General features: G+C 69.0%; 20 protein-coding genes. 1 reads left to right on the top strand and 19 read right to left on the bottom strand.

The window, feature by feature from the left end:
* Positions 1–490: 490 nt before the first annotated feature.
* The 19 genes from tyrS to infC form a co-directional block, all read right to left on the bottom strand.
* Positions 491–1,774, bottom strand: coding sequence for a tyrosine--tRNA ligase (gene tyrS / locus HT102_RS07740; protein WP_192038803.1), 1,284 nt, complete (start codon positions 1,772–1,774; stop codon positions 491–493).
* Between the two features lie 21 nt (positions 1,775–1,795).
* The gene (locus HT102_RS07735) at positions 1,796–2,428 is read right to left on the bottom strand and encodes a DNA-3-methyladenine glycosylase (protein WP_225443346.1); all 633 of its coding nucleotides are present in this window, start codon (positions 2,426–2,428) and stop codon (positions 1,796–1,798) included.
* A 10-nt stretch (positions 2,429–2,438) separates the two neighbouring features.
* Entirely contained in the window at positions 2,439–2,651 is a 213-nt protein-coding gene (locus HT102_RS07730) for a Trm112 family protein (protein ID WP_192038801.1), read from the bottom strand.
* 21 nt (positions 2,652–2,672) lie between these two features.
* Entirely contained in the window at positions 2,673–5,657 is a 2,985-nt protein-coding gene (locus HT102_RS07725) for an AMP-binding protein (protein ID WP_192038800.1), read from the bottom strand.
* A 120-nt stretch (positions 5,658–5,777) separates the two neighbouring features.
* Positions 5,778–7,202 carry an argininosuccinate lyase gene (gene argH / locus HT102_RS07720; RefSeq protein WP_192038799.1) on the bottom strand — a complete coding sequence of 475 codons (1,425 nt, stop codon included), beginning with the start codon at positions 7,200–7,202 and terminating at the stop codon, positions 5,778–5,780.
* Positions 7,203–7,209: 7 nt separating this feature from the next.
* Complete coding sequence (locus tag HT102_RS07715; RefSeq protein WP_192038798.1) at positions 7,210–8,415, bottom strand: argininosuccinate synthase; 1,206 nt, start codon at positions 8,413–8,415, stop codon at positions 7,210–7,212.
* Between the two features lie 69 nt (positions 8,416–8,484).
* On the bottom strand, positions 8,485–8,979 hold the full coding sequence (locus HT102_RS07710; protein ID WP_192038797.1) for an arginine repressor: 495 nt from the start codon (positions 8,977–8,979) through the stop codon (positions 8,485–8,487).
* Complete coding sequence (argF, locus tag HT102_RS07705) at positions 8,976–9,899, bottom strand: ornithine carbamoyltransferase (protein WP_192038796.1); 924 nt, start codon at positions 9,897–9,899, stop codon at positions 8,976–8,978. Before argF ends, HT102_RS07710 begins: the two co-directional genes overlap by 4 nt.
* Positions 9,896–11,089: an acetylornithine transaminase gene (locus tag HT102_RS07700; RefSeq protein ID WP_192038795.1), complete on the bottom strand. Its 1,194-nt coding sequence runs from the start codon at positions 11,087–11,089 to the stop codon at positions 9,896–9,898. Before HT102_RS07700 ends, argF begins: the two co-directional genes overlap by 4 nt.
* Positions 11,086–12,018, bottom strand: a complete 933-nt coding sequence (argB, locus tag HT102_RS07695; protein ID WP_192038794.1) for an acetylglutamate kinase — start codon at positions 12,016–12,018, stop codon at positions 11,086–11,088. The genes HT102_RS07700 and argB overlap by 4 nt, the downstream gene beginning before the upstream one ends.
* A 30-nt stretch (positions 12,019–12,048) precedes the next feature.
* Positions 12,049–13,263 (bottom strand): bifunctional glutamate N-acetyltransferase/amino-acid acetyltransferase ArgJ, encoded by a 1,215-nt coding sequence (gene argJ, locus HT102_RS07690; protein ID WP_192038793.1) that lies wholly within the window; start codon positions 13,261–13,263, stop codon positions 12,049–12,051.
* On the bottom strand, positions 13,260–14,297 hold the full coding sequence (gene argC, locus HT102_RS07685) for an N-acetyl-gamma-glutamyl-phosphate reductase (RefSeq protein ID WP_192038792.1): 1,038 nt from the start codon (positions 14,295–14,297) through the stop codon (positions 13,260–13,262). Before argC ends, argJ begins: the two co-directional genes overlap by 4 nt.
* Before the next feature lie 39 nt (positions 14,298–14,336).
* Positions 14,337–14,831: a hypothetical protein gene (locus HT102_RS15915; protein WP_225443345.1), complete on the bottom strand. Its 495-nt coding sequence runs from the start codon at positions 14,829–14,831 to the stop codon at positions 14,337–14,339.
* Between the two features lie 70 nt (positions 14,832–14,901).
* On the bottom strand, positions 14,902–17,382 hold the full coding sequence (gene pheT, locus HT102_RS07675) for a phenylalanine--tRNA ligase subunit beta (RefSeq protein ID WP_192038791.1): 2,481 nt from the start codon (positions 17,380–17,382) through the stop codon (positions 14,902–14,904).
* 59 nt (positions 17,383–17,441) lie between these two features.
* Positions 17,442–18,467: a phenylalanine--tRNA ligase subunit alpha gene (gene pheS / locus HT102_RS07670; RefSeq protein ID WP_225443405.1), complete on the bottom strand. Its 1,026-nt coding sequence runs from the start codon at positions 18,465–18,467 to the stop codon at positions 17,442–17,444.
* A gap of 196 nt (positions 18,468–18,663) precedes the next feature.
* The gene (locus HT102_RS07665; protein ID WP_408611330.1) at positions 18,664–19,470 is read right to left on the bottom strand and encodes a TrmH family RNA methyltransferase; all 807 of its coding nucleotides are present in this window, start codon (positions 19,468–19,470) and stop codon (positions 18,664–18,666) included.
* A gap of 38 nt (positions 19,471–19,508) precedes the next feature.
* On the bottom strand, positions 19,509–19,898 hold the full coding sequence (gene rplT, locus HT102_RS07660; RefSeq protein WP_192038789.1) for a 50S ribosomal protein L20: 390 nt from the start codon (positions 19,896–19,898) through the stop codon (positions 19,509–19,511).
* Positions 19,899–19,962: 64 nt separating this feature from the next.
* Complete coding sequence (gene rpmI / locus HT102_RS07655; RefSeq protein WP_192038788.1) at positions 19,963–20,157, bottom strand: 50S ribosomal protein L35; 195 nt, start codon at positions 20,155–20,157, stop codon at positions 19,963–19,965.
* A 146-nt stretch (positions 20,158–20,303) separates the two neighbouring features.
* Complete coding sequence (gene infC, locus HT102_RS07650; RefSeq protein WP_192038853.1) at positions 20,304–20,954, bottom strand: translation initiation factor IF-3; 651 nt, start codon at positions 20,952–20,954, stop codon at positions 20,304–20,306.
* Between the two features lie 279 nt (positions 20,955–21,233).
* Here infC and HT102_RS07645 point away from each other — a divergent pair, with 279 nt between their 5' ends.
* Complete coding sequence (locus tag HT102_RS07645) at positions 21,234–21,593, top strand: DUF1844 domain-containing protein (protein ID WP_192038852.1); 360 nt, start codon at positions 21,234–21,236, stop codon at positions 21,591–21,593.
* The last annotated feature ends 215 nt before the right edge of the window (positions 21,594–21,808 follow it).

The raw sequence follows: 21,808 nt of genomic DNA, 5'->3' as shown, positions 1-21,808 counted from the left end.
GGGGCCCACCAGGGACAAGGACGCCACGCGCGGCAGGCACCGCCCCGAAAAAGGGGCGGCACGACCCAGAAAGGGCCCCGCGCGCTCGCGGCACCCACGCGATCATCCACCCGGCCGCACCACTCCCGGCCCCCGCGAGGGGCCCGGCACGACGACGACCAGGATCCAATGAAACAAAACTGGCACACTGTTGAGTTCTCAATCAACACGCCCACCAGGCACCCCGCCAACAGGCGGGGAAGCTCCCACAGGCACAGCCAGCCACACTAGCATCCCCGCGCCCCGGGAGGCAACAACGCCCCCCGCGATCCAGGTCCGCCCTGGCGCCCGTCCCCCGCTCTCGGCGGGCCCGCGCACCGGCTGGCCCCAAGAAAGTTACACACCCGCGGGACCGAATACAAATCCCGGGCAACATCCCGCTGAGCAGGGCACGAATGCCCGCCCAACTCCAGGGGGCGCGATACGTCGGGAGGCGCGCGCGGACTGCCGCCTAGAGCCGACGGATCCCGGCGAAGTTGCGCTTGCCACGGCGGATGACCAGCCATTCGCCGTGCAGCCAGTCGGCCGCGTTCGGCTCCCACGCCTCGTCGCTGATCCGATTGTTGTTGACCGAGGCGCCTCCCTCTCGGACGGCTCGGCGCGCGGCGCCCTTGCTCTCGCACAGTCCGCTCGCCACGAGAAGGTCAACGATGGTGCGGGGCTCGCCCTCGCCCAGCTCAGCGACCGAGGCCTCGATGAGCGCGGCACCCAGGGTGGTCCGATCAAGACCGGCGATGTCCGCGCGGCCGAACAAGGCCTGGCTCGCGAGCTCGACGGAGCGCGTGTTGTCCTCGCCATGGACCAGGTTCGTCATCTCCTGCGCGAGTCGCTTCTGCGCGGTGCGCAGGTGCGGGCGCTCCTTGGTCTCGGACTCGAGCTCGTCGAGCTCGTCCTGGGACAGGAAAGTGAACCACCGCAGGTACTTGATGACGTCGGCGTCGCTGGCATTGATGAAGTACTGGTACCAGGCGTAAGGGCTCGTCATCTCGGGGTCGAGCCAGAGGCTGCCGCCACCGGTGGACTTCCCGAACTTCTTCCCGTCCGCGGATGTGACAAGGGGGACCGTGAAGCCATGGACATGCGCGCCATCGAGCCGGCGCACGAGATCCACGCCAGCGATGATGTTCCCCCACTGGTCCGATCCCCCGACCTGGACAGTGCAGTCGTGCTTGCGGTGGAGCTGAACGAAGTCCTGGGCCTGGAGCAGCATGTAGGAGAACTCCGCGTAGGAGATTCCGTCGGTCTCGAGGCGTCGCTTGACTGTCTCGCGCGCGAGCATGACGTTGACCGAGAAGTGCTTGCCGATATCGCGGAGGAACGAGATCGCGGACTGGTTGGCCGTCCAGGTGATGTTGTTCTCGATGATCGCCGCGTTGGGCGCGTCATCGAACTCCACGAATCGCTCGAGCTGGCCCTTGATCCGGTCGGCCCACTCCGCGACGACATCCTCGTCGTTCATGCTGCGCTCGCCGACATCGCGCGGATCCCCGATCAGCCCTGTCGCCCCGCCGGCGAGCACGATGGGCCGATGCCCGGCGCGCTGCATGCGGTGCAGCACGAGCAGCGGGATGAGATGCCCGGCGTGCAGGCTCGGCGCGGTGGGATCGAACCCGGCATAGACCGTGGTCATACCGGAGGAGAGTTGCTCGCGCAGCGCCTCGGCATCAGTGGATTGCGCGATCAGGCCACGCCAGGTCAGTTCTTCAAGGATGTCGATCGTCACGCACCCGATCATTCCTCATGCGCGGCGCCCAGGCTAATGCCCCAGGCTATTGGGCCCGGCTGCATCGGTGGCCGCTGGGTGCCGCCGGTACGCGGATACCGCAGGATGGCCTGGCAGCCAGAATCGCCACGCGCGATCGGCAGCCAGCCGGACCCCGACGCGCGGCCCCGCGTGGATGGACTCCTCCTGATCGCCCGCGCCACGCTCGAGCAGGACGGGACCCCCCTCGGCGATCACATCAGTGCCACGCAGTTCCCACGGGATGCCCAAAGCGGCGGCGAGATTGGCCGGGCCCCGCGCGAGCTGATGCACGGCACGTTCCATGCCCCGGCGGTCCTGGGCAGCGCCGATGCCGTCGAGGATCTCCCCAGCACGAAGCAGCACGCCACCCGCGCGCCCGTCGGGGCCGTAGGTGATGTTGAGGCACAGGTGCATGCCGTAGATCCGGTAGATGTACAGGTGCCCGGGCGGGCCGAACATCACCTGGTTGCGCGCGGTCGGGCCACGGTACGAGTGGGCAGCGGGGTCTGGCCAGGGGCCATCGGGCGGACCGCCATATGCTTCGGTCTCGACGATCCGCAACCGCACCGGGCCGTGCTCGATGGTGCAGCCAATGAGGAGGCGGGCAGCCTCGGCGGGCTGGCTAGCCTCGAGCGCGGAGCGCAAGTCCGCTCCCCTAATCGCTGGGCGTTCCCACCGAGATGTAGCGCGCATGGGTCTCGTCATCGACATCGCGGGCCTCGTCGACCAGCAGCACCGGGATGCCGTTCTCGATCGGGTAGGCCTTGCGAAGGCGCGGGTTGTAGAGCGCCTCGCCCTCGATATGGATGAGCGAGCCGCGGTCCTCGGGGCAGGCGAGAATGTCGAGCAGTACTGGGTCTAGTGGCACAGTGGTCTACCTTATCCGGATTCAGGGTTGCTTGCGCTTGAGGATGCGCTTGCGGGCGGCCTCGGTCAGCCGCATGTACTTGTGCGTAGTGGTGTCGTAATACCATGCGTGGCTATCGGCGGCGGGGAGCCCCTGCTGGGCGAGCAGGCGTGTCTTCGGGCGGTACCAGGTGGTCATGGGGAGTTCCCGCACCTCGTGGATGATGTCGGGGCGCTGGGACCCGGGCAGCACGGCGAGGGCACGATCGAATTGCTCCGGCGCGAAGTCCCGGCCAGGCTCGTCGCTTCGGCGCGATACCGCGGCGATGACGAATGCGCGGCCCTCGTGCTCCACGCCGTAGACCACCGCCAGATCGAGCACTTCGACGTCCGCGAGCGCATCCTCGATGGGCAGCGAGTACACGATCCCCCGATCGGTCCGCATCACGCTGTTGCGGTTGTCGACCATCCAGTAGTCGCCATCGGCGTCGCGGCGGAAGAGATGGTCGGTGGGGATCCAGGTGTCGCCAGGCCTGAACACCCCGCGGATGACGTTGGAACTGTGCTCCACGCCGGTACGCGGGTGGGCGAGCAGCAGGCCGGTGTCGTCGTCCTCCACCTCGCGGACAAAGCCTCTCTCGTCCTCGAGGAAGCGATTGCTCTCCACATCGAACGCCGCGAGCTTGATCGTCGCGGAACCGGGTATCGGTCGCCCCTTCGCGCCAGGCTTGGCGCCCGTGATGTTCGCCAGGACTGCCTCGCCCTCGGTGGAGGCGTAGAACTCGACGACGCGGGCGGGCGCGAACCGCTCGGTGACACGCTGCCACAGGGCCCGGGGCATGCCTGAGCCCATGAAGAGGCGGATGGGATGGTGCCGCTGGATCTGCAGGTCCTCGTCCTCGACGAGCTCGCGGAGCAGTGTCCAGGTGTAGGACACGACGGTCACGCCGTAGCGGTGGACCTCCTCGGCGAACTGGGAGGAGTCGAAGCTGCGTGTCAGTGCTATGCGGGCGCCGCCGGCGACAGCACCACCGAGGGTCATCAGCAGGCCCGAGGGATGGTGCAGCGGGGTGAGGCAGTAGACGGTGTCGCTGGCGGTCAGCGATGCGGCGGACGCGGTACCGAACGCGGAGAGTGCCCAGCGGTGATTGGTGATGAGCTGGGGCTCGATGTGGCCTCGTGAACGGGTGAAGACGATGAACGCGAGGTCGCTGGCGATGCCCGGGTTGGGCCGGTACCAGGCGGGAAGCTCGACCGCTTCCGGATCGACCTTCTCGAGGTCGGTGACGTTGGGGTGTCCGTCGACGCCCAGGTCGCGGATATCGCCACCGCCAAGCACGTAGACCTGGCCGCCAGTGGCGATTGCATCGTCCATGTTCTGCGGGTCAGTGACGATTCCGGTGGCCTCGCTGAGCCGGAGCGCATCGTCGAGGTTCGTGCCGGGCTGCAGCAGCACCGCGACAGCGCCGAGCCGGGAGAGGGCGGCAATGGTCGCCAGGGCGCTCGGCCGCGTCTCCATGAGGACCGCGACATGGGATCCCTGCCGGACCCCCACCGAGATGAGGCCACGGACGACGTTGTCGATGCGCTCGTTGACCGCCGAGTTGGTGTGGACCCGGTCGTCGAAGAGAAAGCATTCCCCGAGCGGCGCTCGCCGGCCTTGCTCCTCGAGGAGGAGACCGAGCGACATGCGCGTGTGCGCCTGCATCACGCCAAGCCTGGCGAGGCGCGGCAAGGTCCGGGGCGCCTCGCCGGCGATCTCCTTGGTGGTCTTGGCCGCTCCGACGGTGGCATCGACGAAGTCCTGTGCCACGCCGAAGCCGATCTCGGCGGCCTGGCTAGCACTGTTGACCAGCCGTGACATCACGGTGTAGTCGCCATCGGCGGCGGGCTGGTCCTCATCGGTCATGGGCTTGGCGACCTCGGGGCGCTCGGCGATCCCCTCGTTCCAGCGCACCCATTGCGCCACGGTGGGCCAGGTGAGCGTCCCGGCGCTGCTGCCGACCACGAGCCCGAAGTGACCGGCCTTCAGGGTTGCCTCGTAGACGTCGGAGCGAGGCGCGGCGCGACGAATGCCGCGGACCGCGCGAGGTAGCCCGATATCGTCGGTGGTGCCGACGAACGCCAGCACCGGGCAGATGATCTCCGCGAGGCTGATGAGGCGATCGTCAATGACGAAGCCGCCGGTCATCATGCGGTTGTGCACGACGAACTGCTTGAGCAGCTCAGCGATGGCGGGCCCCGACCATGCGACCCATCCGTCGACCTCGAGGAACCGGCGCTGCTTCTCGCGCGGCAGCAGCGCTTCACGGTCGTGGAGCTGCATGAGGAAGTCGAGGCGGGACTTGACGGTCTTGACGGGGTCGAGCATCTGGAAGCCAGTGCGGACCATCCAGCCCGGAATGGCGAGGCGGTTGAAGACGTGGTCGGCGAGGAAGTCCGCGCCCTTCGAGGCGAAGCCCACCGTGATGCCCATGGGCAGGGCCACGGCGTCGGTGGGCGAGCCGAAGGTGATCAGGCTCTTGATGCCGCGGGAGCGCCGGTAGGCGGCGGTCTGGTAGCAGAACATGCCGCCCTGCGAGTATCCGGCGAGGTGGACGTCCTTGCCCGTGTGCTCCCGGACGATGTCGACAACATCGCTGACTGCCACGACGTGGTCAGCGAGGTTGCGGGTCATGCCGCCGATCTCGCGGTCCGGGGCGCCGAAGTCGACGACCCACGGATCGAGGCCGTGGTCGTGCAGGATCCCTACCGCGCCCTGGTCCCGGGTGACGTCGTAGATGTCGGTCGCCACCATCAGGGGCGGAACGAGGATGACGGGGGCGCGCTCATCGAGATTGTCTGCCGCGGGGAAGTAGCGGCGAAGCCGGAACATCGGGCGGCGCTCCATCACCGTGAAGGGAGAGGCCTCCTCGCCGGTATCGAGCCCTCCGAACCGTATGACCTCGAGCCCATTCTGCGCGGTGGCGAGGACTCGATGCACCGGCGACGTGAGGGTTCGGGCAGTGAACTTCACGGGGACCTCCATCCTCGCCCGCCACCGTGGCCCGGCGCCGGGGATGTGCGCTCTTCCTGAATCTTCGCACATCCCCCAACGCGGTTTCTGCTACACGGGCTCCCATATACCGTGCATGGCGGCGTTTGTTGGCTATCTCACAGCCCACGCGCGCAATGCCGCGGATGCCGCTGCGACGCGATCTCGTTGCTCCACTACCCGCTCCCCCGCTGTGCCGCCGCGAGCGTTCCGCGAGGCGATCGAGCCCGCCACCGTGAGAACAGCGCGCACCTCTCCCGTCAAAGCGGGGTCGATGGCAGCGAACTCCGCGTCGGTGAGCTCATCGAGACCAACTCCGCGCGCCTCGGCGGCCCGCACGCAGGCACCGGCAGCCTCGTGGGCGACACGGAAGGGCACACCTTGCCGTACCAGCCATTCCGCGATGTCGGTGGCCAGGGTGAAGCCTGCCGGGGCGAGCTCGGCCATGCGGTCCTCGTGGAACTCCAGGGTGGACACGAGCCCCACGATCGCGGGAAGCAGCAGCTCGAGCTGCAGCACCGAATCGAAGACCGGCTCCTTGTCCTCCTGCAAGTCCCGGTTGTAGGCCAGGGGCTGTGCCTTGAGGGTGGCGAGCAACCCGGTGAGATTGCCGATGAGGCGGCCGGACTTGCCGCGGGTGAGCTCGGACACGTCCGGGTTCTTCTTCTGCGGCATGATCGAGCTGCCGGTGGACCACTCGTCGGCGAGGGTGGCATAGCCAAACTCGGGCGTGGTCCAGATGATGATCTCCTCGGCCATGCGGGAGAGGTCGACGCCGATCATCGCGAGGATGAAAGCAGCCTCTGCGGCGAAATCGCGCGACGAGGTCGCGTCGATCGAGTTGTCCGCGGCCGAATCGAAACCGAGATCCACAGCAATGGCGTCGGGGTCGAGACCGAGCGAGGATCCCGCGAGCGCTCCCGATCCATACGGCGAGACCGCGGCCCGCGCGTCGAAGTCCCGCAGTCGCTCGACATCACGCAGCAGCGGATGCGCGTGCGCGAGCAAATGATGCGCGAGCAGCACCGGCTGCGCCGCCTGCAGGTGCGTCTTGCCCGGCATCACCGCATCGGGGTGCGCGGCCGCCTGGCCGACGATCGCATCGACCACATCGAGCAGCCCGACTGCGATGCGCCGGGCCGCCTCGCGCAGCCACATGCGGAACAGCGTGGCCACCTGGTCATTGCGCGACCGCCCGGCACGGAGGCGCCCGCCGACCTCGGGGCCAACGCGCTCGATGAGGCCGCGCTCGAGCGCGCCGTGGACGTCCTCGTCGCTCTCCGCGGGCTGGAACGCGCCGGAAGCGACATCGGCAGCGAGCCCATCGAGGCCCTCGATCATGATGGCGAGATCCGCGTCCGCGAGGAGCCCGGCCTTGCTGAGCACGCGGGCATGCGCCTTCGATGCCTGCACGTCATAGGGCGCGAGCGCCCAGTCGAAGTGCGTGGACTTGCTCAGGGCCGCCATCGCGGCGGCCGGCCCGGATGCGAACCGGCCGCCCCACAGCGCGCCCTGGTTGGTGCCATGCTGTGTGGTCACTCAGCCATCACCCTTGCTGGTCGAGATCGCGACGGGCGGCGATCTTCGACGAGAGGCCATGCAGCTGCACGAAGCCCTTCGCCGCGGACTGGTCGAAGCTGTCGCCCTCGTCGTAGGTGGCGAGGTTGAAGTCATACAGCGACGTGTTGCTGCGACGACCATTGACCACGACGTTGCCCGCGTGCAGCGTGAGCCGGATATCGCCGCTCACGTGCTCCTGGGTGTGCTCGATGAACGAGTCGAGCGCGTACTTCAGCGGGGAGAACCACAGGCCGTCATAGACCAGCTCGCCCCAGCGCTGCTCGACCTGCCGCTTGAAGCGGGCCAGCTCGCGCTCGTTGGTGACGGCCTCGAGCTCCTGGTGCGCGGTGATGAGCACCATCGCGCCCGGTGCCTCGTACACCTCACGGCTCTTGATGCCCACGAGACGGTCCTCGACCATGTCCAGCCGGCCGACGCCATGCTTGCCCGCGCGCTGGTTGAGCTCGACGATGGCCTCGCGCATCGTGACGGGGCGCCCGTCGATCGCGACCGGCTTGCCCTTGTCGAAGGAGATGACCAGCTCGTCAGGGGCCTGCCAGTGCGCGGTGGGGTCCTCGGTGTAGTCGTAGACGTCCTTGGTGGGGGCGTTCCACAGGTCCTCGAGGAAGCCGGTCTCCACGGCTCGTCCCCACACGTTCTGGTCGATCGAGAAGGGGGACTTCTTGGTGACGGTGATGGGAATGTCGTTCTGCTCCGCGAACGCGATGGCCTTCTCGCGGGTCCAGGCATAGTCGCGGACCGGCGCGATCACGCTGAGGTCAGGGGCGAGGGCGCCGATGCCGACCTCGAAGCGGACCTGATCGTTGCCCTTGCCGGTGCAGCCGTGCGCGACGGTGGTGCCGCCGTGCTCCTTGGCCGCCTGCACGAGGTGCTTGACGATCAGCGGCCGGGAGATCGCCGAGACGAGCGGGTAGCGATCCATGTAGAGGGCGTTGGCCTGCACGGTGGGCAGGCAGTAGTCGTCGGCGAACTCGTCGCGGGCGTCGACGCAGATGGACTCGACGGCGCCGCAATCGAGGGCGCGCTGGCGGACCACCTCCATGTCCTCGCCGCCCTGGCCAAGATCGATGGCCAGCGCCACGACCTCGGCGCCGGTCTCCTTGGCGATCCAGCTGATCGCGACCGATGTATCGAGCCCGCCGGAATAGGCGAGGATCACGCGTTCTGCCATGGTGTTGCTTCTCCTTATCGTTCCTGGTGCCTAGTGTTCGCTATGGTTCCCGGCGCATTGCTGGGGATGTCAGGCCAGCTCCCGCAGCAGGGACACGAGGGCATCGCCATCGTGTGGCGGCCGGGCCACCACCATGATCGTGTCATCCCCCGCGATGGTTCCCGAAACCTGTGCCAGCGCAGCCCGGTCCAGCGCGCTCGCGAGGAACTGCGCCGCGCCCGGGGGCGTGCGCAGCACAGCGAGGTTGCCGCTGGCCTCCACCGAGACGAGCAGCTCGGCGAGCAGGCGCGATACCCGCTCGGTGCCACCGGTGACGCCCCGGATCGTCGTGCCATCCTCGGGGACGACATAGATGCCGCTGCCGCCATCGGCCGCCCGGAGCTTGAGCGCCCCGAGCTCCTCGAGGTCACGTGACAGCGTAGCCTGCGTCGCGTCGATCCCTTCGTCAGCGAGGAGCTGTGCCAGCTCGGTCTGGCTGTGCACCTGGTGGGCCGCGAGCAGCTCCACGATGCGCGCCTGCCGGCGCGCCCGGCTCGCCCCGGCGCCCCGCCCAGGCTCGGTCATTGCTTCCCCAGCAGCCACACGAGAAGAGCCTTCTGGGCGTGCAGCCGGTTCTCTGCCTCGTCCCAGACGACGCTGCGAGGGCCATCGATGACGGAGTCGGTGATCTCCTCGCCGCGATGCGCGGGCAGGCAGTGCAGCACGATGCAATCGGCCGCGGCCCGGGCGAGCAGCTCGTCGTTGATCTGATACGGCCAGAACGGGGCGCGCCTGTCGCGGCCGTCGGCCTCGTGGCCCATGGAGACCCAGGTGTCGGTGACGAGGACATCCGCGCCCTCCGCCGCCGCGGCAGGCTCGTGGGTGACAGTGACCGATCCGCCGGTCAGGCCCGCCCGCTCCCGGGCCGCCTCCACCACGCCCCGCGCGGGCTGGAACTCCGCGGGCGCGGCGATGGTGACGTGCAGCCCGGCTGTCGCGCCACCGAGCAGGAGGGAGTGCGCCATGTTGTTGGCGCCATCCCCGAGGTAGGTCAATCGCAGGCCAGCGAGCTCGCCCTTGTGCTCCGCGATGGTCTGGAGGTCCGCGAGGACCTGGCAGGGGTGGAACGAGTCGGACAGGGCGTTGACGATCGGCACCGTGGCAGTCTCGGCCATCGCCTCGAGCCGCTCCTGCCCGTAGGTGCGCCACACGATGGCGTCGACATAGCGCGACAGGACCTGCCCGGTGTCCTGGAGCGTCTCGTCCCGGCCGAGCTGGGTCGATCGTGACTCGACCACCACCGCGTGGCCACCAAGCTGGGCGACCCCGAGCTCGAAGGAGAACCGCGTGCGGGTGGAGGTCTTGTCGAAGATGACCCCGACGCCCCGCGGCCCCTCGAGCGGGCGGTGCAGGAACGGTGCGCGCTTGAGCTCCGCCGCGAGCGCGAGGACCTCCGCCTGCTCAGCGGGGGTCAAGTCATCGTCGCGGAGGAAATGGCGTGTCATGACGGTCCTTCGTCGAGGGCGGTGTTCAGGATCGAGGGCAGAGCCTCCACGAACCGGTTCGCCTCGTCCTCGGTGAGGATGAGCGGCGGGGCGATCCGGAGGACATCGGGCTGCGCGGCATTCAGCAGGAATCCCGCGTCGCGGGCCGCTGTCTCCGCCGCCGGCGCGCGGGGCTCGGTGAGCACAATACCGAGCAGCAAACCGGCGCCGCGCACATGGTCGATCAGCGGATGCCCGAGGCCCTCGATGCCCGCCCGGATCGTCTTGCCCAGCGCGTCGGCGTGGCTGAGCAGGTCCTGCTCGTCGATCGTCCGGAGCACCGCGAGCGCGGCGGCCGCGCAGACGGGATTGCCCCCGAAGGTGGAACCGTGCATGCCAGGGGCGAGCAGCTCGGCGGCGGCACCGGTGGCGATGCACGCTCCGATGGGCAGTCCTCCCCCGAGGCCCTTGGCGAGGGTGATCACGTCCGGGACGATGCCGGTGGCCTGGTGCGCGTAGAACCAGCCGGTGCGGCCCACGCCCGTCTGCACCTCGTCGAGCACGAGGAGCGCGCCGTGCGCGGCGGTGATGTCACGGGCTGCCGCCAGGTAGCCCGCAGGAGGCACCACCACGCCGGCCTCGCCCATGATGGGCTCGAGGAAGACTGCCGCGGTGGTGTCGTCCACCGCGGCGCGCAAGGCGTCGATATCGCCATAGGGCACGTGCCGTACGCCAGGCACGAGCGGCTCGAACGGGGCCCGCTTGGGTGCTTGCCCAGTGAGCGCGAGCGAGCCCATGGTCCGCCCATGGAAGGCCATCTCGGTCGCGATGACGGCGGTGCGGCCGGTGCGGCGGGTCAGCTTGAACGCCGCCTCGTTCGCCTCGGCCCCAGAGTTGCCGAAGAACACGCGACCGGGTACACCGAGCTTGTTGAGCAGCGCCTCCGCGAGCTCGATCACTGGCGGGCTCGCGTACAGGTTGGAGACATGCCCGAGAGTGCCGAGCTGCTTGTCCACTGCTTCGCGGATCGCCGGATGAGCGTGCCCGAGCGCGTTGACCGCGATGCCTGCCAGCAGGTCGAGGTACTCGCGGCCGTCCGCGTCGGTGACGGTGGCGCCCCGTCCGCCGACGAGGGCGACCTTGGGCACCCCGTAGGTGTCCATGAGGGATGCGGACCAGCGTTGCTGGAGCTGCGCGGTGGCGGTGTTCATGCAGGCCCTCCGGGTGTGGACGGGGTGACCATGGTCCCGATGCCTTCCTTGGTGAAGATCTCGAGCAGCAACGAATGCGGGACCCGGCCGTCGATGACGTGGGCGGAGGGGACACCGCCGCGCACGGCCCGCAGGCACGCCTCCATCTTCGGGATCATGCCGCTCGCGAGGGAGGGCAGGAGCTGCTCGAGCGCGGCCGAATCGATGGTGCTGACCAGCGAGCTCGTATCGGGCCAGGCCGTGTAGAGGCCCTCGACATCGGTGAGCACGATCAGCTTCTCGGCCCCGATGCCCTCGGCGAGCGCGGCCGCCGCGGTATCGGCGTTGATGTTGTGGACCACCCCGGCGCGATCGGGCGCGATGGTGGAGACCACGGGGATCCGGCCCGTCGCGACCAGATCGAGCACAGCGGTGGGATTGACCTCGGAGACGTCACCGACGAGCCCGATGTCGACGGGTTTCCCGTCGATGACGGCTCCGCGCTTCTCCGCGGTGAACAGGTGCGCGTCCTCTCCGGAGATGCCCACCGCGTACGGCCCGTACTCGTTGATCAGGCCGACGAGCTCGCGCCCCACCTGGCCGAAGAGAACCATGCGCACGATGTCCATCACCTCGGGCGTGGTGACGCGGAAGCCGCCGCGGAACTCGCCCTGCATGCCGAGCCGAGCCAGCATGCGGGTGATCTGCGGCCCGCCACCGTGCACCACGATCGGGTGGATGCCGCAGGTGCGCAGGAAGACCATGTCGGCAGCGAAGGCGCGCTTCAACTGATCATCGACCATGGCGTTGCCGCCGTACTTCACGACGATCGTCTTGCCATGGAACTTCTGCAGCCAAGGCAGTGCCTCGGCGAGCACATGGGCCTTGTCCAGGGCCGTCAGGGCATCGAGCCTGGTCTCGGCTGGCTCGTCGTTCGGGTTGTCGGGCATGGAGCAGTGGCCTTCCTCCGGGATGCGGGATCAGGATGAGCGGGCGGAGTTCGCGGTGATGTAGCCGTGCGAGAGGTCGGCGGTGCGGATGGTGGCCTTGCCGCTGCCGATGCCGAGCTCGACACGCACATGGATGCGCGCGCCAGCCAGGTCGATCGTGTCCACGCCGGGCGCGGCCACGCCATCGCGGCAGCCAGGGAGGTCATTGAAGAACACGCTGGTCCGATCGGGGTCCAGCATGATCGGCGCGTTCCCGATGGCCGCGAGGACCTGCCCCCAGCAGGGCTCGGAGCCGAACAGCGCCGTCTTGACTAGGGTGTCGCGCGCCACCACGCGGGCCCCGGCCAGTGCCTCGCTCTCGTTCGCCGCGCCGCTCACCGTGATCAGCACCTGCTTGGTAGCGCCCTCGGCGTCGGCCATGATCTGCTCGGCGAGGTCTTCGCATACCGCCTTCACCGCTGCGGCGAGCTCGTCATCGCCCGGATAGATGCCGGATGCGCCCGAGGCAAGCAGCAGCACGGTGTCGTTGGTCGAAGTGGCGCCGTCCACATCGAGGCGATCGAAGGTGTAGCGCACGGCATGCCGGAGGGCGCGATCGAGCTGGTCCGCGGTCGCGCGCGCGTCGGTGGTGAGCACGCACAGCATTGTGGCCAAGGCGGGCGCGAGCATGCCTGCGCCCTTGGCCATTCCGCCCACGGTCCACCCCTCGGCCGCGACGAGCGCCGCCTGCTTGGCTACCGTGTCGGTGCTCATGATCGCCCGCGCCGCGGACGTGGCGGAGTCGCCCCCGGCTCCTAGTTGCCCGACGGCTCCGTGGATGCCCGCGAGGACGGCGGGCATCGGCAGCAGGTCGCCCATGCTGCCGGTGGAGCACACCGCGACCTCGACGGCGCCGGTCTCCTGCCCGGATGCGGTCAGCGCCCGAGCGACCTCCTCGGCCGTGTGGTGCGCATCGGCGAATCCATGGGGGCCGGTGCAGGAGTTGGCAACGCCCGAGTTGAGCACTACCGCGCGCAGCTCGCCCATGGTGAGGACTTGCTGCGACCACAGCACGGGCGCGGCCTTGACCTTGTTGGTGGTGAACACGCCAGCGGCAGGGCGTTCCTGGCCGTTGTTCACCACGAGGGCGAGGTCGGGCGCGCCGGACGGCTTGATTCCCGCGGCGACACCGGCGGCCGTGAAGCCCGCGGGCGCGGTCACGCCGCTCGCCCGATCGATTCGGGCGCCCGGGATGGGCGGTGTCATGGGGCTAGCCCGACCGTGGAGAGCCCGGCGGTCTCGGGCAGCCCCAGCGCGATGTTCATCGACTGGATGGCGCCGCCAGCAGTGCCCTTGGTGAGGTTGTCGATGGCGGAGACCACAACCAGGGTCCCCGCGCTGGCATCGACGTGGACGCTCAGGTGGACCGCGTTCGAGCCTACGACGGCGCTCGTCTGGGGCAGCTGCCCCTCGGGCAGCACGTGGACAAAGGGCTCGTCGGCGTAGGCCGCGAGGTAGATGTCGCGGGCCTCGGCCGCGGTGGCGGTCGTCGGGGCCACGCAGGTAGCGAGGATGCCGCGGGCCATGGGCGCGAGGATCGGGGTGAACGACACCGAGACCGGTTGCTTGGTGAGGGCCTGGAGGTTCTGGGTGATCTCCGGGGTATGCCGGTGGACTCCCCCGACCCCATACGCGCGGGCGGAGCCCATCACCTCGGCACCGAGCAGATCGGTGCGCAGCGAGCGCCCCGCCCCTGATGCCCCGGTGACCGCGACGATGGTGATCCGCGGCTCGATGATGCCCGCGGCCACGGCGGGCGCGAGCGCGAGGGAGGTGCCGGTGGGATAGCAGCCGGGCACCGCGATCCGTGTGGCGGAGCGCAGCTTGTCCCTGGCGCCGGGCAGTTCGGGCATGCCGTAGGGCCAGGTCCCCGCGTGCGGGCTGCCGTAGAACTTCTCCCAGGCCGTGGAGTCGTTGAGGCGGAAGTCCGCGCCGCAATCGATGATCAGTGTGCTCGGGGGGAGTTGCTCGGCCAGCGTGGCCGAATGACCGTGGGGCAAGCCGAGGAACACGACATCGTGCCCGGCCAGGGTCTCGGGGCTGGTCTCGCCCAGCACGCGATCGGCGAGCGGCAGGAGATTGGGATGGTGCGCGGCCAGCGTGGTGCCCGCGCTGCCGCCTGCGGTGAGCGCGCCGATCTCGATGCTTCCGTCGAGCACGCCGGGATGGTTGAGGAGCAGCCGGAGGACTTCTCCCCCGGCGTATCCACTGGCACCTGCGACGGCGATCCGAAGAGTCATGCGACTGATTATGCGCTCCATTGCAACAATATTCAAACGCTATTTGCGCATGAGTCCCTTGATCTGCTCCAGGCGCTCCCGGGCCGCTCGAGCGCGGTTCTCCCACTGCTGCTCCAGCGACAAGCTCTCGGCCCGCTCCACATCCGTCTCGGGAGCACCGATGGCCACCGCGAACTTCGCAGCGATCCTATCCCGCACCTTGCTGAACGTCGGGATGCCGTCAGTAGTCCATCCCGGGTCGCTCTCCCCGCCGGGCTTGCCCAGCGGCGGAACCTCGCCCACCGGGTAGTCCTCCACGTCACTGGCCCGCACTACCCCGCCCGCCGCCGACAACGTGGCACCGGACAACGCCGCGCCGGACAGGTCCCCGCCCGAGGCGGGGCCCGCGACCAGGGACAACTGCGCGACCTGATGCAGCGCGCGCAGATCCTCGCGATCCGCTGTGGCCGCGGACACCACCTCGCACAATTCTGCGTCGCCGAGCACCGACAACGCACGCGTCAACGAATCGATCGACGAAGGCTTCTTCTCCACGACGACGGGCTCCCTTCGAGCAATATGCTTCCAGGATACGTCGAGCAGCCGGGCCCACAACGGCCACGCGCTACCGCAATCGCGCTCCGACCACCTCGGTGGCCCGCTCGACCGCGGCATCACGAGCAGCCGACGCCTCCTCCTCTGTCAACGTACGGTCTGCGGCACGGAAGCGCAGCGAATACGTCAAGGATTTCCGGCCCTCGCCGAGCTGCTCGCCCGCGAACACCGCGAAGAGCTCGATCTCCTCCAGCAGCTCGCCAGCGCCATCGCGCAATGCAGATTCCACCGACGCAGCGGGCACCTCCTCAGCGACCACCACGGCAACGTCCTGGAGCACCGCGGGGAACACCGACAGGCGCGGGGCCGGGAGGTTCTCGCGCACTGGCAGGGCATCGAGCTCCATCTCCACCGCGCACGTCCGTGGCGGCAATCCCATCTCCTCGATGACGGCTGGATGCAGCTCGCCAGCATGGCCGATGACCCGACCCTCCACCACGAGCTCGGCGCAGCGCCCGGGATGCCACGGGAGGTCCTGCGCCGCCCGGCGCTCGATCACCACGCCCCCGGCGCTCGCGATGACATCCGCCGCCTCGAACGCGTCGGCAGCGTCCGCGGCACGCCCCGGACCCCACGGACCACGCGGCACCCGCGCCCCGGAAAGCACGATTCCCGCACGGACCGGTTGCTCGGGGAGCGACGCGAAGAGCTCCTCGACCTGCTCCGGCTCCGGACGTCGATCCACCGGCAGCATCGGCACCGGACGGGTCGAACCGGTTGGCAGCACCACCTGGCCGATGGTGAACAGCGACACATCATGCTGCCCCCGCGCGACGTTGCGCGCGAGCACATCGAGCAATCCCGGCAGCAAGGTCGTGGCGAGGGTCGCACGCTCGCTATCGAGAGGGTTGAGCACGCGCATGGCCTGCCGCCGCGGATCGTCCGCGGCGAGCCGGAACTGGTCGAAGACCTTCGGCGAGATGAACGGCGACGGCTGCACCTCCACGAAGCCCGAATGCGCGAGCGCCCGGCTCACCGAGCGCCGTCGCCGCTGCAGCGCCGTGAGCCCCGCGCCCGCAGGCGCGGGCGGCAGCACCGAAGGAATGAGATCGAGCCCCTCGAGCCGCAGCACCTCCTCCACGAGGTCGGCAGGCTGCGTGAGATCTGGCCGCCACGATGGCGGGGTCACGAGCAACTGGAGGGAATCCCCCGCCTGCTCCTCAAGGACGCCCGCGCCGATCTGCTCCAGGCGATGCTGGGCCGCGCCCGCCGCGTACTCCACCCCGGCGACCGTGTCCGGAAGGCGGGAATCCATGCGGATCACGGCACGCTCGGGCACCGCACCGATATCGGTGAGCCCGGGCTCCACATCGCCGCCCGTGATCTCAGCGAGCAATGCCGCGGCGCGGTCGAGAGCGGCCACCGTCAGCCCTGGGTCCACCGCACGCTCGAAGCGGCGGCTCGCCTCGCTCGAGAGCTTGTGGCGCCGTGCCGTCCGGAAGATCGCCAGCGGGTGCCAGCACGCGGCCTCGAGAAGGACCTCGGTGGTCGAGGTCGACACCTCGGTGCTCGCGCCGCCCATGACCCCGGCGAGGGAGACAACACCGGAATCATCCGCGATGACCACATCCTCGGGATCGAGGCCACGCTCCACATCGTCGAGGGTGACCAGCTTCTCCCCCTGCCGGGCGCGCCGGACCACGAGGTCGCCGGAGATCCGGGCCGCGTCGAACGCGTGCATCGGCTGGCCCAGCTCGAGCATCACGTAGTTGGTGACGTCCACGGCCGGGGAGATCGGGCGGATGTCCGACAGCATGAGGCGAAGCTGCATCCACCATGGCGTCACGGCCTGCGTATCGATGCCCGTGATGCGACGCACCGCGAACCGTGCCGCATCGGCCTCCGGCTCGACGCTGACCCCCCAGGCGGGCCCCTCCGCGCCGTGGTCCGGGCCCTCGGCCGGATCAGCGAAGGCCAGGTCGAACCCGCAGCACAGCTCCCGCGACAATCCCCGCACCGAGAGGCAATAGCCGCGATCCGGCGTCACCGCGAGCTCGATCACCGTGTCCGTCAGCCCCAGCAGCCCATGCGCGTCGGCGCCCGGCGATGCCGTGCCCGGCGGCAGCACCAGGATCCCCGCATGCTCCCGGCCAAGCCCGAGCTCGCGGACCGAGCAGATCATGCCGTTGGAGACGCGCCCATAGGTCTTGCGGGAAGAGATGGTGAAGTCACCGGGCAGCACCGCGCCGGGCAGCGCCACGACCACGAGATCGCCCTCGACGAAGTTGCGGGCGCCGCACACGATGCCCTGTGGCTCGGCGCCCCCGACATCGACGAGGCAGAACCGGATGGGCTTCTTGAACTCGGTGAGCTCCTCGATCGACACGACGCGACCGACCCGCAGCGGACCCACGACAGGTCCGGGCCGGGTCACGTCCTCCACCTCGAGGCCCACGCCGACGAAGCCGGCGTCGAGCTCCTCGGCGGAGATGCTCCAGCCTGGGTTGGCACGCTGGATGATGTCTGTCAGCCAGGACTGCGCTACTCGCACGGGTGCTCGCTCCCTCGAATCACGTGATCACGAAATCAACAGCAATGAACTAGCGGTGGCTATCCCTGCACACCGAATGGCAAGGTGAAGCGGATATCGCCCTCGACGATGTCACGCATGTCAGGGATGCCATTGCGGAACTGCAGGGTGCGCTCGAGCCCCATGCCGAAGGCAAAGCCCGAGTAGGCATCCGGATCGATGCCATTCGCGCGAAGCACGTTCGGATGCACCATTCCGCACCCGCCCCACTCGACCCCCCCCGGGCCACCCTTCTTCCGCTCGAACCACACGTCCACCTCCGCGGACGGCTCGGTGAAGGGGAAGTAATTGGCGCGCATGCGGGTCCGCGCGCCGGGGCCGAACAGGCCGCGCGCGAGCGCATCGAGGGTGCCCTTCAGGTTCGCCATCGTCAACCCCTTGTCGACAGCAAGGCCCTCGATCTGCGAGAAGACCGGCGTATGGGTGGCGTCGAGCTCATCGGTGCGGAACGTGCGCCCCGGGCACACCACATAGATCGGCACCTCGCGGGTCAGCATGCTGCGGACCTGGACGGGCGAGGTGTGGGTGCGCAGCACCTGGCGGGAGCCCTCGGGAGCAATGTGGAACGTGTCCTGCATGGTGCGGGCCGGATGATCGGGCAGAAAGTTCAGGGCGTCGAAGTTGGCGTGCTCCGTCTCGACCTCGGGGCCCTCCGCGACCTCCCAGCCCATCGCGACGAACACGTCGCAGATCTGCTCGGAGATGGTGGTGATGGGATGCCGCGCGCCACGGGCGGATCGACCAGCGGGCAGGGTGACATCGATGGACTCCGCGACGAGCACTGCCGCATCACGCTCGGCGTGCAGGACCGCGCTGCGCTCCTCGAAAGCCTGCTGCACCTGCGAGCGGTAGACGTTGACCCGCTTGCCCGCATCGGCGCGCTCGGTCCTCGGCAGGCTGCCGAGAACGCGCCGCGCCAGGGCGATGGGCGACTTGTCACCGAGATGGGCAGTCTTGGCGCGCGCGAGCTCCTCGAGGTCAGCGGCGCCGTCGAAAGCAGCGCGCGCCTCCGCCGCTGCCGTGGCAAGCTGTTCCTCGCCGAGCAGGGAGACACCTTCCTGCTCGCCCGCTGGGCTGCTCGTGTTGCCGGGTCCGTGCTGCGCCGAGTTGTCAGCCACTATCCGTTCCACTCCTCGAATCCCATGCCCCTAGGCCCGCGCGGTCGCTCGGGCAAGTTCCGTGTGCGCACGTTCCGCGCGAGAGCGTGCCCCGCCGATGTTATGCGACGTTCGTGCCGCGCACCTAGCCCGCCTGTGCCCGAGCGCTCCCGTGGAGGCTCCGGGCGCTCTCGTAGAGGCACAGCGTCGCCGCCGTCGCGAGATTCAGGCTCTCCGCGCCGCCGCGGATGGGAATGCTCACCGCATGCGTGGCGCGATCGGCGATCGCCGCGGGCAGGCCGTGCGCCTCGTTGCCGAACAGCCATGCCACCCGCGTGCCCGAGAGCACCTCGCCGACGTCGAAGATCGATAGCTCTCCGCGCGCGCTGGTGGCGAGCACGCGGAATCGCGCGCGCAGGAGCTCCTCGACCACGTCTCCCGCGATCGCCGCCCGCACAACGGGCAGGTGGAAGCTGCTCCCCGCCGCGGCCCGGATCACCTTGCCGTTGAGCGGGTCCACGCTCTCCCCGGCGATGATGACCGCCGCGGCGCCGGCCGCATCAGCAACACGGATGATCGTGCCCGCGTTGCCAGGCTCGTTCACGTCCACGAGGACCGCCACGAAACCCTCGGGCGGGACCTTCGCGAGCGTGTGATCCAGCCGGGCAGCCGGAGCCTCGCACACAGCAACGAGGCCCTGTGGGGTCACGGTCTCGGAGAGCCCCTTGGCGATGCGCTCGGAGACGATCCACACCGGGCACCCGGCGTTGCCCATGATCGCCTCGTGCTTCTCGATGGCCTTGCTGGTGGCGAACAGCTCGATCACCGCGCCGCGCGCGAGCGCCGCGGCAACGGCGTTAGGGCCCTCGGCGAGGAATCGTCCGGCCTTGCGCCGCTCAGCGGGCCGGACGAGCTTCAATGCAGAAACGACCCGGGGGTTGCGATCGGAAATCGATTCCCCGGGTCGTTCGTGTGCTGCGCCTGTGCTGGTCAGGCCGCGTCCTCGGACGGTGCGTTCACGTCAGCCGGGAGCGCTGCCTTCGCGGCTGCCACGAGGGCGGTGAAGGCCTCGGGATCGGAGACGGCGATCTCGGCGAGGTTCTTGCGGTCCACCTCGATACCGGCGGCCTTGAGGCCCTGGATGAACCGGTTGTAGGTGATGTCGTTGGACCGGGCGGCCGCGTTGATGCGGGTGATCCACAGCTTGCGGAAGTCACCCTTGCGGGCACGGCGGTCCCGGTAGGAGTAGTTCATCGAGTGGAGCATCTGCTCCTTGGCCTTGCGGTACAGGCGCGAGCGCTGTCCGCGGTAGCCCTTGGTGCTCTCGAGAACTGTCCGACGCTTCTTGTGAGCGTTTACCGCTCTTTTCACGCGTGCCACTGTTGTAGTCCTGTCACTTTTCGGGGGTCATCGACCCGGCTGGTCTGGCTGTCTGGCGCTCGGGTCAGAGGCCGAGCATGCGCTTGACGCGCTTCTGGTCGCTCTTGGCGACCTCGGTGACGCCCTCGAGGCGGCGGGTGCGGTCACTGGGCTTGTGAACAAAGAGGTGGCGACGGTTGGCCTGCTCGCGGAGCAGCTTGCCACGGCCGGTCACCTTGAAGCGCTTGGATGCGCCGCTGTGGGTCTTGTTCTTCGGCATTGGATGTCCTCAGTTCTGTCGAGTGTTCGCAGTGCTCGCCGCTCGCGCGACAGCGCACTGCACGTCCTTGCTGAACGGCGTGGTAAGGCAGCGTGCACGCCGATCACCCTGCCCGGCCATGCCGCCAGGCAGTGATGGATCCTGGATCAGCTGGCCGCGGGGGCGCCCTGGCCCTCTCCCGCTGAGTCACCTTGCTCGCGGTCGCGGGCAGGCGCCTGCTGGGCCTTGATCTTGGTCTTCTGACCGCGATGCGGCGCGAGCACCATCGTCATGTTGCGACCGTCCTGGCGCGCGGTGGTCTCCACGAAGCCCAGTTCCGCCACATCCGCGGAGAGGCGCTGCAGCAGGCGGAAACCAAGCTCGGGACGCGACTGCTCGCGGCCACGGAACATGATCGTCACCTTGACCTTGCTGCCGGCCTCGAGGAACCGGGCAACATTGCGCTTCTTGGTCTCGTAGTCGTGATCATCGATCTTCGGCCGCAGCTTCTGCTCCTTGATGACAGTCTGCTGCTGGTTCTTGCGGGACTCGCGGGCCTTCTGCGCGGCCTCGTACTTGAACTTGCCGTAGTCCATGATCTTGCACACCGGCGGGCGGGCATCAGGGGCGACCTCAACGAGATCCATGTCCGCGTCGATCGCTAGGCGCAGTGCATCCTCAATCCGCACGATTCCTACCTGTTCCCCGTTGGGGCCGACGAGGCGGACCTCGGGAACGCGGATGCGGTCATTGATGCGGGTCTCGGTGCTGATGGGGCCTCCTAGGTCGAAACTGCTGCGGCGCGACAGCGAACCCAGTGCCCCAACAAGAATGCCCCTAGCTCGGATCCATCAGGATGTGGATCAATGCCAGGGGCCCAATTGCCGACCGGCCCGCTCGCACCAGCAACACCCATAGGGGCACTGCCTGCGCTAGCCATGCCCTCCAGGACTTGGCCTCGCGGGACCGGACCACTGGACACCGTTCAAGCAAAAGTGGTGCAGCGGTGGGAGCTTGGGCTCCACTTGATGCCCCCGATCTGCTCAAGGGCGGTCGCATGTGACATCGTACCAGGCATGACAGATGATTCCTACCGGATGGCAGAGGACACGACGACTCCCCCGCAGGCCGAGCTGCCCGTGCGCGAGCTCGCCGCGCTCCCCGCCATCGAGGTGATCTCCCGCGCGGCGGTCATGCTCATGAGCTCCGCGGCGGAGAAGCTCGGCCTCTCCGAGGAGGCCCCCGCCGAGAGCGAGTACTTCGACCTCGACGAGGCGCGGCGCATCATCACTGCCCTCGCTGGGCTCATCACCTCCTCCGCGGAGTACCTCGGCCCGCACGCCGGGCCGCTCCGCGATGGGCTGCAAGCGCTGCAGCGGGCGTTCCGCGAGGCCTCCGCCTACCCCGACCCGCCCGGGCAGGGGCCCGGCGAGAAGTACACCGGCCCCGTCCACTAGGGGCGCTGCCGCTGAGGCGGGCGCTAGGCTCCGTCGCGCGGGCGCGAGGCCTGCCGCGCGGGGCTAGCTGCTCGGGCGCGGGGCCTGCCGCGGACTCAACGGAGGCGGCGGGGGTCATGCGGTAGCCACTCTCGGTCATTGGTCGCGGCCGAGATGCACGTCCCCGGCGCGCTCGCGAATGAGCACGGTTCCCGCCGCGGCATCCTCCAGCCCGC

It is taken from the genome of Lolliginicoccus lacisalsi (genome assembly GCF_014841105.1).
Taxonomy (GTDB): Bacteria; Actinomycetota; Actinomycetes; order Mycobacteriales; family Mycobacteriaceae; genus Lolliginicoccus; species Lolliginicoccus lacisalsi.
The sequence above is the reverse complement of the archived record's forward strand: the minus strand, read 5'-3'. Positions and strand labels throughout refer to the sequence as shown.

What these genes read in the sequence shown, in the direction of transcription:
- tyrS (WP_192038803.1), bottom strand. Translation starts at nt 1,774, where the DNA reads ATGATCGGGTGCGTGACGATCGACATCCTTGAAGAACTGACCTGGCGT.
- HT102_RS07725 (WP_192038800.1), bottom strand. Translation starts at nt 5,657, where the DNA reads ATGGAGGTCCCCGTGAAGTTCACTGCCCGAACCCTCACGTCGCCGGTG.
- HT102_RS07715 (WP_192038798.1), bottom strand. Translation starts at nt 8,415, where the DNA reads ATGGCAGAACGCGTGATCCTCGCCTATTCCGGCGGGCTCGATACATCG.
- HT102_RS07710 (WP_192038797.1), bottom strand. Translation starts at nt 8,979, where the DNA reads ATGACCGAGCCTGGGCGGGGCGCCGGGGCGAGCCGGGCGCGCCGGCAG.
- argF (WP_192038796.1), bottom strand. Translation starts at nt 9,899, where the DNA reads ATGACACGCCATTTCCTCCGCGACGATGACTTGACCCCCGCTGAGCAG.
- HT102_RS07700 (WP_192038795.1), bottom strand. Translation starts at nt 11,089, where the DNA reads ATGAACACCGCCACCGCGCAGCTCCAGCAACGCTGGTCCGCATCCCTC.
- argB (WP_192038794.1), bottom strand. Translation starts at nt 12,018, where the DNA reads ATGCCCGACAACCCGAACGACGAGCCAGCCGAGACCAGGCTCGATGCC.
- argJ (WP_192038793.1), bottom strand. Translation starts at nt 13,263, where the DNA reads ATGACACCGCCCATCCCGGGCGCCCGAATCGATCGGGCGAGCGGCGTG.
- argC (WP_192038792.1), bottom strand. Translation starts at nt 14,297, where the DNA reads ATGACTCTTCGGATCGCCGTCGCAGGTGCCAGTGGATACGCCGGGGGA.
- rpmI (WP_192038788.1), bottom strand. Translation starts at nt 20,157, where the DNA reads ATGCCGAAGAACAAGACCCACAGCGGCGCATCCAAGCGCTTCAAGGTG.
- HT102_RS07645 (WP_192038852.1), top strand. Translation starts at nt 21,234, where the DNA reads ATGGCAGAGGACACGACGACTCCCCCGCAGGCCGAGCTGCCCGTGCGC.